The organism is Tepidimonas sp. HKU78 (assembly GCF_049860815.1).
GTDB lineage: Bacteria > Pseudomonadota > Gammaproteobacteria > Burkholderiales > Burkholderiaceae_C > Tepidimonas.
The window spans coordinates 2,430,458-2,444,795 of the sequence record NZ_CP187547.1; the positions used below are offsets into that span (position 1 = coordinate 2,430,458).

14 protein-coding genes are annotated in these 14,338 nt (G+C 66.3%); 9 read left to right on the forward strand and 5 right to left on the reverse strand.

The genetic code is table 11. The features are described 5' to 3' along the window. Positions 1 to 21: 21 nt before the first annotated feature. Positions 22 to 738 carry a phosphoserine phosphatase SerB gene (gene serB / locus ACPYIS_RS11980; protein WP_424894713.1) on the forward strand — a complete coding sequence of 239 codons (717 nt, stop codon included), beginning with the start codon at positions 22 to 24 and terminating at the stop codon, positions 736 to 738. 21 nt (positions 739 to 759) lie between these two features. On the opposite strand, the gene ACPYIS_RS11985 is transcribed toward serB, so the two are convergent. From ACPYIS_RS11985 to ACPYIS_RS11995, 3 genes are read right to left on the reverse strand one after another with little or no spacing between them, the layout of a single operon-like run. Next, positions 760 to 1,608: a TrpB-like pyridoxal phosphate-dependent enzyme gene (locus ACPYIS_RS11985; protein ID WP_424894714.1), complete on the reverse strand. Its 849-nt coding sequence runs from the start codon at positions 1,606 to 1,608 to the stop codon at positions 760 to 762. Between the two features lie 31 nt (positions 1,609 to 1,639). Continuing rightward, entirely contained in the window at positions 1,640 to 2,611 is a 972-nt protein-coding gene (locus ACPYIS_RS11990) for an IS481 family transposase (protein WP_424894580.1), read from the reverse strand. Further along, positions 2,608 to 3,204: a pyridoxal-phosphate dependent enzyme gene (locus tag ACPYIS_RS11995; protein ID WP_425973630.1), complete on the reverse strand. Its 597-nt coding sequence runs from the start codon at positions 3,202 to 3,204 to the stop codon at positions 2,608 to 2,610. Before ACPYIS_RS11995 ends, ACPYIS_RS11990 begins: the two co-directional genes overlap by 4 nt. Positions 3,205 to 3,235: 31 nt before the next feature. Between ACPYIS_RS11995 and ACPYIS_RS12000 the strand changes: the two genes are divergently transcribed. The 3 genes from ACPYIS_RS12000 (at position 3,236) to ACPYIS_RS12010 (ending at position 8,977) form a co-directional block, all read left to right on the forward strand. Beyond that, on the forward strand, positions 3,236 to 3,772 hold the full coding sequence (locus ACPYIS_RS12000) for a redoxin family protein (RefSeq protein WP_424859067.1): 537 nt from the start codon (positions 3,236 to 3,238) through the stop codon (positions 3,770 to 3,772). 122 nt (positions 3,773 to 3,894) lie between these two features. Next, positions 3,895 to 7,377: a DNA methyltransferase gene (locus ACPYIS_RS12005; RefSeq protein ID WP_425973632.1), complete on the forward strand. Its 3,483-nt coding sequence runs from the start codon at positions 3,895 to 3,897 to the stop codon at positions 7,375 to 7,377. 52 nt (positions 7,378 to 7,429) lie between these two features. Then, positions 7,430 to 8,977, forward strand: coding sequence for an AAA family ATPase (locus ACPYIS_RS12010; protein ID WP_425973634.1), 1,548 nt, complete (start codon positions 7,430 to 7,432; stop codon positions 8,975 to 8,977). A 159-nt stretch (positions 8,978 to 9,136) separates the two neighbouring features. Here the strand turns inward: ACPYIS_RS12010 and ACPYIS_RS12015 are convergent, their stop codons facing one another. Continuing rightward, complete coding sequence (locus ACPYIS_RS12015; protein WP_299018404.1) at positions 9,137 to 9,769, reverse strand: cation transporter; 633 nt, start codon at positions 9,767 to 9,769, stop codon at positions 9,137 to 9,139. A gap of 72 nt (positions 9,770 to 9,841) precedes the next feature. On the opposite strand from ACPYIS_RS12015, the gene cadR reads away from it, so the two are divergent. Both cadR and ACPYIS_RS12025 read left to right on the forward strand, forming a co-directional pair. Beyond that, on the forward strand, positions 9,842 to 10,303 hold the full coding sequence (gene cadR, locus ACPYIS_RS12020; RefSeq protein ID WP_424860187.1) for a Cd(II)/Pb(II)-responsive transcriptional regulator: 462 nt from the start codon (positions 9,842 to 9,844) through the stop codon (positions 10,301 to 10,303). Positions 10,304 to 10,402: 99 nt separating this feature from the next. Then, complete coding sequence (locus tag ACPYIS_RS12025; protein ID WP_424859064.1) at positions 10,403 to 10,870, forward strand: hemerythrin domain-containing protein; 468 nt, start codon at positions 10,403 to 10,405, stop codon at positions 10,868 to 10,870. On the opposite strand, the gene ACPYIS_RS12030 is transcribed toward ACPYIS_RS12025, so the two are convergent. After that, the gene (locus ACPYIS_RS12030) at positions 10,852 to 12,057 is read right to left on the reverse strand and encodes a PLP-dependent aminotransferase family protein (protein ID WP_424895247.1); all 1,206 of its coding nucleotides are present in this window, start codon (positions 12,055 to 12,057) and stop codon (positions 10,852 to 10,854) included. The two genes, ACPYIS_RS12025 and ACPYIS_RS12030, sit on opposite strands and share 19 nt — an antisense overlap. A gap of 93 nt (positions 12,058 to 12,150) precedes the next feature. Here ACPYIS_RS12030 and nth point away from each other — a divergent pair, with 93 nt between their 5' ends. The 3 genes from nth to ACPYIS_RS12045 are packed head-to-tail and all read left to right on the forward strand — an operon-like array spanning position 12,151 to position 14,333. Continuing rightward, on the forward strand, positions 12,151 to 12,804 hold the full coding sequence (gene nth, locus ACPYIS_RS12035) for an endonuclease III (protein ID WP_299018408.1): 654 nt from the start codon (positions 12,151 to 12,153) through the stop codon (positions 12,802 to 12,804). Next, positions 12,804 to 13,577, forward strand: coding sequence for a leucyl/phenylalanyl-tRNA--protein transferase (gene aat / locus ACPYIS_RS12040; protein WP_299018410.1), 774 nt, complete (start codon positions 12,804 to 12,806; stop codon positions 13,575 to 13,577). Before nth ends, aat begins: the two co-directional genes overlap by 1 nt. Positions 13,578 to 13,595: 18 nt before the next feature. Further along, entirely contained in the window at positions 13,596 to 14,333 is a 738-nt protein-coding gene (locus ACPYIS_RS12045) for an arginyltransferase (RefSeq protein ID WP_424894577.1), read from the forward strand. Positions 14,334 to 14,338 lie beyond the last annotated feature (5 nt).

The following is a 14,338-nucleotide window of genomic DNA, read 5'->3' on the forward strand; positions in this document are numbered from 1 at the left end:
CCTGTATCCTGACACCCCACCATGACCGACCGCACCGAAATTGCCCCCGGCCTGAGCGTGCGGGGCATCACCCGGCCCCTGCGTCTGCGCGACTTCAAGCTCATTGCCTTCGACATGGACTCCACGCTCATCAACATCGAGTGCGTGGACGAAATCGCCGATGCCGCGGGGCGCAAGGCCGAAGTCGCCGCCATTACCGAGGCGGCCATGCGCGGCGAAATCACCGACTACAAGGAAAGCCTGCGCCGCCGCGTGGCGCTGCTCGCGGGCGTGTCGGTCGAGCATCTGGAGCACGTCTACCGCCAACGCCTCAAACTCAACCCCGGCGCGGCCGACCTCGTGCTCGCTTGCAAAGGCGCAGGGTTGAAAGTGCTGCTCGTCAGCGGGGGCTTTACCTTCTTCACCGACCGGCTGCGTGAGCGGCTGGCGCTGGACTTTGCGCGCAGCAACCGGCTCGAAATCGTCGATGGCCGCCTCACCGGGCGGCTGCTCGATCAACACTGGGGTGACATCTGCGACGGCGCACAGAAGCGCCACACCCTGCTGCAGGCGTGCGACCTGATCGGCTGCACACCGCAACAGGCCATCGCCATGGGCGATGGCGCCAACGACCTGGAAATGATGGCCGCCGCTGGCCTGTCAGTGGCCTACCGCGCCAAGCCCAAGGTGCGCGAGCTCGCCCATGTGGCCATCGACATGGGCGGGCTGGATCGCTTGCTAGAGGTCGTTCGAGCTTGATCCAGCCGCCCGCACACGCCTTCAGACCGGCTCAGGCACACTGGGCAGCCCCGACAACGCCATCGCCAGCTCGCGCTCGTCGTAGGTTTCGTCCTTCAGCTCACCCGCGAAATATTTCTGGTACGCCGCCATATCGAAGTGACCATGCCCGCATAGGTTGAACAGAATCGTTTCGCTGCGCCCCTCGCGCTTACAGCGCAACGCTTCCTCGATCGCACCCTTGACGGCGTGGTTGGCCTCCGGTGCCGGCACGATCCCTTCAGCGCGTGCAAACAGCACGCCCGCCTCGAAACACTGGGTCTGGGTGTAGGCCACGGCCTCGATCAAGCCCAGCTCCTTGAGGTGTGACACCAGCGGTGCCATACCGTGGTAGCGTAGCCCGCCCGCATGAAACGGCGGCGGCGTGAAAGTCGAGCCGAGCGTGTGCATTTTGGTCAGCGGCGTCAGGTGCGCAGTGTCGCCAAAGTCATAGGCGTACTTGCCGCGTGTCAGTGACGGACACGCCGCCGGCTCCACCGCCACCACGCGCGGCTTGGCCCCACCGCGCAGGCCGTGACCAATGAACGGGAATGCAATGCCCGCAAAATTGCTGCCGCCACCGGTCGCGCCGACGATCACGTCCGGCCAGGCATCGGCCATTTGCAGCTGCTCCATCGCCTCCAGCCCGATCACGGTTTGGTGCAGCAGCACGTGGTTGAGTACCGACCCCAGCGCGTACTTGGTGTCGTCGCGCTGCGCGGCCAGCTCCACCGCTTCGGAGATGGCGATGCCCAGGCTGCCCGGGTGGTCGGGCCGCTGCGCCAGCACGCGCCGGCCGTACTCGGTCTCGGTCGACGGCGACGGCAAGCAGCGCGCGCCGTAGGTCTCCATCACCGCGCGGCGATACGGCTTTTGGTCGTAGCTAACTGTCAGGTCCCGGACGATTACGTGGCACTTTTATGAAAAGTTCCGGTTTTTCTTTGTACCATCTTTTCATGGCCTCGATGGGCGGGACATGTCCCAGGGCTTTCTGGGGGATGTGGTGATTGTACAGCCAGACGTAGCGATGAATCGTTGCCTCCAGCGCTTCGCGGCTGTCGAAGCGATGGGTGGCGAGTACCTCGCTGATGCGCCCATTGAAGCGCTCGACCATGCCGTTCGTCTGCGGGCGGCGCGGTTTGGTCAGCCGATGCTCGATGTCGAGCGCCTGGCACAGTTCATCGAAGGCATGTGCTCCCGTGGGGGTGCGCTCTCCCCGGGTGATGAAGCGGTCGGTGAATTCCTTGCCGTTGTCGGTGAGGATCGTGTGCAGACGAAAGGGGGCCGCCTCGATGAGCGAGCTCAGAAAGCGCCGGGCGTTGGCGGCTGTCTTCTCCGGGTAGATGGCCACGAACACCCAGCGCGTCGCCCGGTCGATGGCCACGAAGAGGTAGCGGCGTTTGTCCTCGTCGGGCATCTGCGGCAGGTACTTCACGTCCAGATGCACGAACCCCGGCTCATAGGACTTGAAGGGTTTGTGCCCAGGCTTTTCCGCTTTGGGCTGCAGGGCCTTGAGCGAACCGACGCCGTGGCGGCGCAGGCAGCGATCCAGGCCAGATCGAGAGACGTTCGGCGTGATGAACTCACGAACCACAGCCAGCAGGTCGTCCAGAGGCAGCATCAAGGTCCTGCGCAGCTCCACCACGACCGCCTCCTGAAACGGGGTCAGGTTCGTCTGCAGACGGTGCGCCGTGTGCGGACGATCTTCGACGTCGGTGCGTTTCTTCCAGCGTCGGATGGTGTCCTCCGACACCCCGAGTTCCCGGGCAAGACGCCTCACCGGCAGGTTCGAGCTTTGGATGTAGCGCCGGGTCGCAGGGGTCGTGGTGGCGTTCTTGTGCAGTCGAACCATCATGACTTTTGCCTCCGTAGCTCCTCGATCAGCTCACGCATCGTCTCGCGACCTATGAATAATGCACGACGTCGCGGATCAATGCAATCGTCCGGGACCTGACAGCTAACCCGGACTTGGAATACCAGCACCTCCAGCCCGAAGAGCTGCCCCGCAAACGACAGCGACGTACCCCACTGGCCCGCGCCGGTCTCGGTGGTCAGCCGCTTGGTGCCCGCCTGCGCGTTATAGAACGCCTGCGGCACGGCAGTGTTGGGCTTGTGGCTGCCCGCGGGGCTGACGCCCTCGTACTTGTAGAAAATCTTGGCGGGCGTGCCGAGCGCCTTTTCCAGCCGGTGTGCCCGGTACAGCGGGGCTGGGCGCCACAGACGGTAAATCTCGCGTACCGGCTCGGGGATTTCGATCTCGCGCTCGGTGCTGACCTCTTGCAGAATCAGCTCCATCGGAAACAGCGGTGCCAGATCATCCGGGCCGACGGGTTGCAGCGTGCCCGGGTGCAGCACGGGCGGCGGTGCCTTGGGCAGATCGGCCGCAATGTTGTACCAGAACTTCGGCAACTGGGCCTCGTCGAGCAAATACTTGGTGGGCGTGGTCATGGGGTCTCCTCGGATGCCCTCACAATGTAGCATGCGTCGTACCCTCAAAACCTTACGCGAACTGGCGCTGACCGTGGTCATCGCACTGGCCGTTTTTCTGGGCGCGCAAGCGTGGCAAACACGCGACACGCCCGAGCGCTGGCAGCACGACGGCCTGCTGAGCTGGGTACAACCGGACGGCACCCGCGGCAGCGGCACTTGGCAGGACCTGCGGGCACAGACTGGCATCGCACCCGACGCCCCGCTGGCACTGCACGTCTGGGCCACGTGGTGCAGCATCTGCCGGGCCGAAGAAGGCACCATCACCGACCTGTCGCGAGACCACCCCGTCGTCACCCTGGCCACGCGATCGGGGGACGCCGCCACCGTGCAGGCCTATCTGCGCCAGCGCGGCTTGCCGTGGGTGGCAGTGCTCGACCCCGATGGCCGCATCGCCGCCCAGCACGGCTGGCGCGCCGTGCCCGTGTTCAGCGTGCTCGCCCCCGACGGCACGCTGCGCCACACCACCGTGGGCTACACCACCGGCTGGGGCATGCGGCTGCGCCTGTGGTGGGCGGGGCGCGTGTAACGCTTCGCCGACAACAGCTTGACCAACGTCGCCACTGCGCCTACAGCCACCACCGGCATGGTGTCGAGCGGCGCTACACTGCCACGCCATGTCGCTGCAGTACCGCCCCCGACCGACGGCAGATGAACGCCCCCGCCACCGACCCCATCGTCGCCTTCATCGCCCGCTGGCGTGATGCCAGCGGCAGCGAGCGCGCCAACTACCAACTTTTCCTCACGGAACTGACCGAAGCGCTCGACCTGCCCCGACCACAGCCGGCCACCGGCCAGGCGCGCGACGATGCCTACGTGTTCGAGCGCCGGGTGGACATCGCGCACGCCGATGGCAGCGTGACGCACGGCTTCATCGACCTATACCGGCGCGGCTGCTTCGTGCTGGAGGCCAAGCAAACCGGGCTGGACTTGGACAGCGGCGGCTGGGACCGTGCCATGCTGCGCGCGCACGCCCAAGCCGACGCCTACGCCCGCGCGCTGCCGGCCGACGAGGGCCGCCCACCCTTCATCGTGGTGGTGGACGTGGGCCGCTCCATCGAGCTGTACGCCGATTTTTCGCGCAGCGGCGCCACCTATGTTCCCTACCCCGACCCGGCGCACCACCGCATCCGGCTGGCCGACCTGCACCACGACGCCATCCGCCAGCGCCTGCGGCTGCTCTGGCTGGAGCCGCTCAAACTCGACCCCAGCCGCGAAGCCGCCCGCGTCACCCGCGCCATTGCCGACCAACTCGCTCGCCTGGCCAAGTCCCTGGAAGCCCAGGGCCACGCCCCGCAGCGCGTGGCGCACTTCCTCATGCGGGCGCTTTTTTGCATGTTTGCCGAAGACGTCGGCCTGCTCCCCCAGCAAGACGGCGTGGGCGCCTTCACCGGGCTGCTGCACAGCGTGCGCGATCGACCCGACGCCTTCGTCCCCGCCCTGCAACTGTTCTGGCAAACCATGAACCACGGCGGGTTCGATGGCCGGCTGCTCGCCCCCATCCGGCGCTTCAACGGCGGCCTCTTTGCCCACCCGGACGTCATCGCGCTGACACCCGAACAAATCGACCTGCTGCTGCAAGCCGCGCGCGCCGACTGGCGCCAGGTCGAACCCGCCATCTTCGGCACCTTGCTCGAGCGCGCGCTCGACCCCGCCGAGCGTCACGCGCTGGGGGCGCACTACACCCCGCGCGCCTACGTCGAGCGGCTGGTGTTGCCCACCCTCATCGACCCCCTGCGCGCCGAGTGGCAGACCGTGCAAGTGGTCGCCAGCGCCGCCTTTCAGCAAGGCAAGCCGCAGCAGGCCATCGCCGAAGTGCGCGCCTTTCACCACCGCCTGTGCCACACGCGCGTGCTCGACCCCGCCTGCGGCAGCGGCAACTTCCTCTACGTGGCGCTGGAGCACATGAAGCGCCTGGAGGGCGAAGTGCTCAACCTGTTGGCCGACCTGGGCGACACCCAAGGGCGGCTGGAGATGGCCGGCCTCACCGTGGATCCGCACCAATTCTTGGGGCTGGAGGTCAACCCACGCGCCGCCGCCATTGCCGAGATGGTGCTCTGGATCGGCTACCTGCAATGGCACTACCGCATCCACAAGAGCCTGGACAGCCTGCCCGACCCGGTGCTGCGCGACTTTCACAACATCGAACACCGCGACGCGCTGCTGGCCTACGACCGGGTGGAGCTCGAAACCGACGAGGCGGGCCGGCCACTGACGCGCTGGGACGGCCGCACCACCAAACCCCACCCCGTCACCGGCGAGCCGGTGCCCGATGAGACCGCCCGCGTGCCCATCGAGCGCTATGTCAACCCGCGTCCGGCCACCTGGCCCGAGGCCGATTTCATCCTTGGCAACCCGCCCTTCATCGGCGACAAAGCCAAACGCCGCGCGCTCGGCGATGGCTATGTGGAGGCACTGCGCCGCACCTGGCCCGACGTGCCCGACTCCGCCGACTTCGTCATGGTCTGGTGGCACATCGCGGCGTTGGCCGTACGCGAGGGCCGCGCGCGGCGCTTTGGCTTCATCACCACCAACAGCATCCGTCAAACCTTCAACCGCCGCGTGGTGGAAGCGCATTTGAAAGCCCCGCAAAACCCCTTGAAACTGGCCTTTGCCATCCCCGACCACCCCTGGGTGGACGCCGCCGACGGGGCTGCCGTGCGCATTGCCATGACCGTGGGCTGCCGCGATGCGCGCGAGGGCCTATTGCAGACCGTGATCGCCGAGCGCGACACGGGCGAGGACGCGCACGACGTCACCCTCGCCGCCCGCGAAGGGGTGATCCACGCCGACCTCACCATCGGGGCGGATGTGGCGGGGGCCGTGGCATTGGCCGCAAACGCGCGCATCAGCTCGAACGGCGTGATGTTGGCAGGCAGCGGGTTCATCGTGTCGCCAGAGGAAGCGACAGCGCTCGGCTTGGGCCAAGTGCCAGACTTGGAACGCCATATTCGCCCCTACCGCAATGGCCGCGACCTGACCGAAAAGCCGCGCGGCGTCATGGTCATTGACCTGTTCGGCCTCACCGCCGAGGAAGTGCGCAGCCGCTACCCGGCAGTTTTCCAGTGGGTATTCGAGCGAGTCAAACCTGAGCGCGACCAAAACAACCGGCCCAAGCTCAAAAGGGATTGGTGGCTATTTGGTGAACCGCGCCAGGGCTGGCGTGCGATGTCGGCTGGCTTGGCGCGGTACATCGCCACCGTCGAAACCGCCAAGCACCGCCTCTTTCAGTTCCTCGACGCCGCCATCCTGCCGGACCACAAGCTGATCAATATCGCGTTGGACGATGGTTTTTTCTTGGGCGTGCTGTCCTCGCGTGTGCATGTCATTTGGGCATTGGCAACCGGGAGTACTTTGGAAGATAGACCGGTCTATCCCAAAACACAGTGCCTCGAAACCTTCCCCTTCCCCGATGCCGACACCGGCCTGACCGATGCGCTGCGCGAGCGTATCCGCCACCACGCCGAGGCCATCGACGCGCACCGCAAGCGCGTGCTCGCTGCGCACGCCGAGCTCACCCTCACTGGCCTCTACAACGTGCTGGAAGCGCTGCGCGCGGGCCAGCCCCTGACCCCCAAGGAGCAAGCGGTGCATCAGGCCGGGCTGGTGTCGGTGCTGGCCTCGTTGCACGACGAGCTGGACGAGGCGGTGCTGGCCGCCTACGGCTGGAGCGATCTGGCCGCGCCCCTGGTGGGCCGCCCCGGTGCCACCACGCCGCTGCCCAACAAGCCGCCCGAACAGGCCGCCGCCGAAGAGGAGCTTCTGGCGCGGCTTGTCGCCTGCAATGCGCGCCGCGCCGCCGAAGAGGCGCAAGGCCACGTGCGCTGGTTGCGCCCCGCCTACCAACACCCAAACGGCCAAGCCGCCGTGCAAACCACGGTGGCGCTGGACGGCACCGACGAAGCCGCACCCGCCGCAGGCCCCAGCGCCACCGGGCCGCTGCCCTGGCCCCAGGCACTGCGCGAGCAAATCGCGGCGGTGCGGGCCGCGCTGGGTCCCACCCCGCAACCCGCAGTCACCCTGGCGGCGCGCTTCGTGCGCCGCCCACTGCCAGCGGTCGAAGCGGTACTGGCTGCGCTGGCCGATCTGGGCCTGGCCGTGCAAACCCCGGAGGGCTGGCGCGCGGGGTCGTGAGGGGGGCGACCATCTCGATACCAAAGGCCGACGGCAACCGATAATTCACGCCATGAAGCGCAAAAAGCTCCCCATCGGCATCCAGACCTTCCGCGACATCCGCGAAGGGGGCTACTACTACGTCGACAAGACCGCGTTCGCGCACCGGCTGGCCACCACAGGCAAGTACTACTTCCTCTCGCGCCCGCGGCGCTTCGGCAAGTCGCTCTTTCTGGATACGCTCGCTGAACTCTTCGCGGGCAACGAGCCCCTCTTTCGCGGGCTGTACTGCCACGACAAGTGGGATTGGGGGAAGAAACATCCCGTCATTCGGATCAGCTTCGCCGAAGGGCGGCTGGAGAGCCGAGAGCAACTGGATGAGCGCATCCGCGAACTGCTCGACAACCACCAGCGCTCCCTTGGAATCCACTGCGAGCACCGCTCCATCCCGGGCTGCTTCGGCGAGCTCATCGAGCGGGCCACGCAAAAATACGGCCAACGCGCCGTCGTCCTGGTCGATGAATACGACAAGCCCATCCTCGACAACCTCACCGACCCGGAAGTGGCCCGCGCCATGCGCGAGGGCTTGCGCAACCTCTACTCGGTCATCAAGGGGCAAGACGCGCACATCCAGTTCGCCTTCCTGACCGGTGTGTCCAAGTTCAGCAAGGTCTCGATCTTCTCGGGGCTGAACAACCTGCGCGACATCACCGTCTCGGCGGAATACTCGGCCATCTGTGGCTATACGGAAGCAGACGTCGATACCGTCTTCTCGCCGGAACTGGAAGGACTCGACCGCCAGGCCATCCGCGACTGGTACAACGGCTACAACTGGTTGGGGGATTCGGTCTACAACCCCTTCGATCTATTGCTGTTCTTCCAGGAACGCGTCTTTCGCCCCTACTGGTTCGAGACGGGCACGCCCACGTTTCTCATTGACGTGTTGACGCAGCGGCGCTTCTTCACCCCACGCCTGGAAAAGGTCTTCGCCTCCGAAGCGCTGCTGTCGGCCTTCGACGTGGAGCGCCTGGCGCCGGAGGCGCTGCTGTGGCAGACGGGTTATCTCACCTTTCATGGGCAGCGGCAGGTCGGGGCGCGGATCGAATACCAACTGAGCTACCCGAACCTGGAGGTGGAAGCCAGTCTCAACGATGCGCTGCTCAAGGGACTGATGGGCGATGAATCGCAGGCCGAAATGGTCACGAGCCGCCTGTTTGTGGTGTTGCAAGAGGGGGCGCTCGATGAGCTGCACCGGCACATCGACAGCCTCTACGCCGCCATCCCGCACGACTGGTACCGCAACAACCCCATCGCGCAGTACGAGGGCTACTGGGCCAGCGTCTTCTACAGCCACATCGCAGCGCTCGGGCTGGATTTGATCGCCGAAGACGTCACGAGCCAGGGCCGCATCGATCTGACGGTGAAGCTCCCGGAGCGCATCTACCTGTTCGAGTTCAAAGTGGTCGAGCTCGAACCAGAAGGCAAGGCGCTCGCGCAACTGAAAGCCAAAGACTACGCCGCCAAATACCGCGCCGCGGGCGTGCCCATCCACTTGGTGGGCATCGAGTTCAGCCGGGACAGCCGCCGCGTGGTGGGGTTGGAGGTGGAAACGCTGGCATGACGCACGAAGGGGCGCGGGATCGGCGGTCACCCATGAATGGATATGGCCACAGCGGTTGCTCGAATGAAGATTTCAAAGGCCACCGCTGACGGTCAATCATCATCCGGGACGGGACAGCTATCGTCGATCGGTGTCATCGGCAGGGGCACACCGCGCCGCTCATCGAGATGCGGCAACGGCTTGCAACTCGACACGCGCTTGCCGCAGAACGCTCCAAGCGGCGCTGAGCGCCAAAGCGCCCATGATCGAGGCCACCGCCACGTCGGGCCAGCCCTGGCCGGTGCCAAAGACACCCAGCGCCGCCGCCATCACGGCCACGTTGCCGATGGCATCGTTGCGGCTACACAGCCACACCGAGCGCATATTGGCGTCGCCCTCGCGCCAAGCATAGAGCATCACCGCCACCGACACGTTGGCCAGCAGCGCCAAGGCGCCCACGACGCCCATCGTCAACGGCTCGGGCACCCCGCCGGTGGCGATCGTCCACGCCGCCCGGGCCAGGACGAACACCCCAAATGCGCCCATGGTCAGGCCCTTGAGCGCCGCCGCCCGCGCCCGCCACGCCAGCGACAGGCCCAGCACCGCCAGTGACACGCCGTAGTTGGCCGCATCGCCAAAGAAGTCGATCGCGTCCGCCAGCAGCGACACCGACCCCGCGCGCCAGCCACTGACCAACTCGACGACGAACATCGCCGCGTTGATCCACAATGCCGCCCAGAGGATACGGCGATAGCGAGGATTGGCCGTCGCCGCTGGCGCGGCGCATCCGGTTTCACAGCACGAATGACTCATTTCGATAGCCCCCCAAAAGTTTGGACGATCCGATTGGAAACCTTGTAGCCACTTCAGGGTCAAGTCATCATGATGAAAATCGGTGAACTGGCAGCCGCCACCCAAACCCCGGTCGAGACGATCCGCTTCTACGAGCGAGAAGGCCTGCTGCCCCGCGTCGCGCGCAGCGCCAACAACTACCGCTCTTATGGGCCAGTGCATCAGCAACGGCTGACCCTCATTCGACACTGCCGCACGTTGGGCATGTCGCTCGACGAGATTCGCGCCCTGTTGCGAGTACAAGACGATCCCCAGATGGATTGCGATGCCGTCAACGCCCTGCTCGACGAGCACATCGAGCACATCGCCACGCGTATTCGCGAGTGGCGCGCCCTGAAAAAGCAGCTGGAAGCGCTGCGGGAGCAGTGCAGCGGCGGCGGTCCCGCGTCGTCCTGCGGTATCTTGCACGAACTGGCACGGGCACCCGCCGTGCCCGGTGCCAGTGAGGTCGCATGCGCCGGGTTGGGGCGAGGCGCGACCAGACAGCACGCCTAGCCGGGGTTGACGCCTACCGGGCATCCCCCCCACAATAGCAGCTTGCTTTCCGCTGGGCGATGCAGCACCGGCGTGCTGCTGGTGAGTTTTTTTCTCGACATGTCAACGCTCAGATCCGCCCCCTTTCGCCAACAGCACCAGTCCATGCGCAAGTGCATCGAAGCGATGCGCAAGCATTTCAACCCTTTGCTGCTGCCCGCCAACGCCAAGGAAGTGAGGCTGCAGTTGACGCAGTTGTTTGGCGAACTGGCGCAGTATCTGCAGGCCACGGGGAAGGACCTCTACCCCGCGTTGGCCGAAGCGCCAGACCCTGCAGCGCGGGCCGAGGCGGCACGCTTTTCAGCCGAGTTCAAACAGGTGCTGCCAAGGCTGGCCGAGTTCAATCGGCGCTGGTCATCGGCAGAGGCGATCCGTGCCCAGGCATCGTTGTTCCTCAAGGAGGCCAACGAGTTTTTGACGTGGCTGGAGCGCCGCTTCGCGGCCGAGAGCAGCGGGTTGCTGCCCTTGCTGGACCGGCTGGACGCCGCCAGCGCGGCCCCCGCCAAGGTTCAATTGGCGCGCATCTGAGTCGCCACCGCCAGCCGGCGCACCCCTTCGCGAATGCGTTCCTCGTCCACCGTCGCAAAACTCAGGCGCAGCGTCGCGCGGTCGGGGTTGGCCGCATAGAACGGCGCCCCGGGCACGAACGCCACCCCTTGCTCGATGGCGCGCTGGGCCAGCAGCGCACCATCGGCACAGCCCCCATTCGCCCCCGTCAGCCGCGCCCAGACGAACAGGCCACCGCTGGGTGCCACGAAAGTGATGGCATCCCCCAGCTCCTGCCGCAGGGCTTGCACCATGGCCGCCGCGCGCTGGGCGTAGATGGCGCGCACCCGCGCCAGGGTCGCAGGCATGCGGCCCGCAGCCAAATACTGCGCCGCGGTGGCCTGGGCAAAGGTACTGGTGTGCGCATCGCTGAACTGTTTGCACATCGTCGCCTTGGCCAGCAGCAGCGGCGGGGCAATCAACCAGCCCACGCGCAAGCCAGGCGCCAGTACCTTGCTCAGGCTGCCACAGTGGGCCAGACAATCGCGGGCACCGGGCACTTCGTTGCTCAGCGCCAACAGGCTGGGCGGCGGCGGCGCGTCGAAGTACAGGTCGCCATAGGGATCGTCCTCCACGACCAGGGTGCGCGTGCGCACCGCCAGCTCCAGCACGCGTCGGCGGCGCTCCAGCGTCATCGTGGCACCGCTCGGGTTGCCAAAGGTCGGGATCAGGTAGACGAACTTCGGCCGGTGCTCCTCGATCAGTCGCTCGAGGAGATCGACATCGGCCCCCTGCCCGTCCACCGGCACGGTGATCAGTTCGGCCCCGTAGAGTTTGAAGCACTGGATGCTGGCCAAAAACGTGGGCGCCTCCACAATCACCTTGTCACCGGGCGAGATCAGCGTTTTACCGATCAGGTCGAGCGCCTGCTGGCTGCCGGTGGTGACGATCAAATCCGCGGGCGCAACGCCGGTCGCCCCTTTGGCGGCCATGTAGGCGGCCAGTTGCTCGCGCAGCGGGTCAAACCCCTCGGTCGCCCCATACTGCAGCGCCGCACCGGGGTGGGCAGACAACGCCGCCTGGGTCGCTTCTCGGATACCGTCCACATCGAACAGCGCCGAATCCGGAAATCCACCCGCAAAGCTGATGATGCCAGGCTTGCCCAGCAGCTTGAACAACTCACGGATGGCCGAAGTCTCGACATGGTCAAGGCGTGTGGCCAAGCGAATGGGATTGGTCGGCGCGGACTCGCTCGCGGCACAATTCGACATCATTGACTCTCCATCGAGGGGCAGCGGCGCTGATGCCGCCCCTTTTTTGACATGAAACCCCGCGACATCGAGGCTTTTTTTGCGACCCTGCAGGCCGAGCGCCCCTATCCGCAGACCGAGCTGGAGTATACGAGTGTGTTCGAGCTGCTCGTGGCGGTGATGCTCAGCGCCCAGGCCACCGACCGCAGTGTCAATGCGGCCACGCGACGGCTGTTTCCCGTGGCCAACACGCCACGGGCCATCCTGGCCTTGGGGCAGGAGGGGCTGGAATCGTACATCCGCACCATTGGCCTGTACCGCAGCAAAGCCCGCCACCTGCTGGCCACCTGCCAGCTGCTGCTGGAGCGCCACGGCGGCGAGGTGCCCCGTGATCGCGCCGCACTAGAGGCATTACCCGGCGTTGGGCGCAAAACGGCCAACGTGGTGCTCAACGTTGCTTTTGGCGAACCGACGATCGCGGTCGACACCCATATTTTTCGTGTGGCCAACCGCACTGGGCTGGCGCCGGGCAAGACCCCCCTGCAGGTAGAGCAGGCCCTGCTGCGACGGGTGCCGCCGCGCTACCGAGAAGACGCGCATCATTGGCTCATCTTGCACGGCCGCTACGTGTGCCAAGCGCGTACCCCCCGCTGCGCCCAATGTTCGGTGGCGGCGTGGTGCGACCACGCCAAGGCGGCCAGCCGTCGCCCGCGCAAGGGGGAGTGATGGCGCACACGCCGACCCTGCCCTGGCTGGATCCGGGCGATCCCTTCCCGCCCGTGGAGCAGGCATGGGGGCCGCGCGACCCCATACCGGGGCTGCTGGCCGCCGGAGGAGCGCTGGATACGCCCACGCTGCTGGCGGCGTACCGGCAGGGGATATTCCCGTGGTTCAGCGCGGATCAGCCCATTTTGTGGTGGAGCCCCGACCCGCGCATGGTGCTGCGTCCCGAGCGTTTTCACTTGAGCCATTCACTGCGTAAGTCGCTGCGCAGCGGGCTACGCCAGGGCCGGTTGCAGATCCGGTTCGACAGCGCGTTCGATGCCGTGATCCAAGCCTGCGCCCACACCCCACGCCCGGGGCAAGACGGCACGTGGATCGTGCCAGCGATGATCGATGCCTACAGCGCCCTACATCGCGCGGGCCATGCGCACAGCGTCGAGACTTGGTGGGACGGGCGCTTGGTGGGCGGCCTGTACCTGGTCAACATCGGCCGCGCGGTGTTTGGTGAGTCCATGTTCAGCCTGCGCACGGATGCCTCGAAGATGGCGCTGGCGGCGTTGGTGGCGGCTTGTCGCACGTGGGGGGTTCCCCTCATCGACTGCCAGCAGGCCACGCGCCACCTCGCCTCGTTGGGGGCTGCGCCCGAAGCACGCGACGCCTTCGTCCGTGCGGTCGCTCGGGCCATCGACGCACCCGCGCCCGAGTGGCGTTGGGATTGCCTATACTGGGACGCATTGTGGCCCGATGCACCGCTGCCACCCTGCTCTACCCCCTGACCGACGGACGCCCCTGCCGTGACCCGACTGCAAGAGCTGCCCCTGACCGCCGTGCAGTTCTACGCCACGGCACCTTATCCCTGCAGTTACCTGCCGGATCGCCTGGCGCGCTCGCAGGTCGCCACCCCCAGCCATCTGATCGTTGGCGAAACGTACTCCCAACTGGTGGCCAGCGGCTTTCGCCGCAGCGGCCTGTTTACCTACCGCCCGCGCTGTGATGGCTGCCAAGCCTGCGTGCCCCTACGGGTGCGCGCGGCCGAATTTACGCCCAACCGAGCCCAGCGCCGTACCTGGCGCCAGCACGCGCACCTGCAGGCGCGCGTCATCCGGCTGGGCTACTCGCCGCAGCACTACGAGCTGTACCTGCGCTACCAACGCAGCCGCCACCCCGGCGGCGGCATGGACCAGGATGACGTCGAGCAGTACACCCAGTTTTTGCTGCAAAGCCACGTCAACTCGCGCCTGGTCGAGTTCGTGCTGCCCGCAGCGAACGGTCACCCCGAACGGCTGCTGATGGTGGCACTCATCGACCTGATCGACGATGGCCTGTCGGCGGTGTACACGTTCTACGATCCAGACTGGCCGGGGTCACTGGGCACCTACGGCGTGCTGTGGCAGATCGAGCAAGCACGCCGGCTGAATCTGCCCTACGTCTATCTGGGCTATTGGATCGCCGAAAGCCCGAAGATGACCTACAAGGCGCGCTTTCGGCCGCATGAGCTGTACCAGGAGGGGCGCTGGCGTTTGAGTCTTTGAGGTCG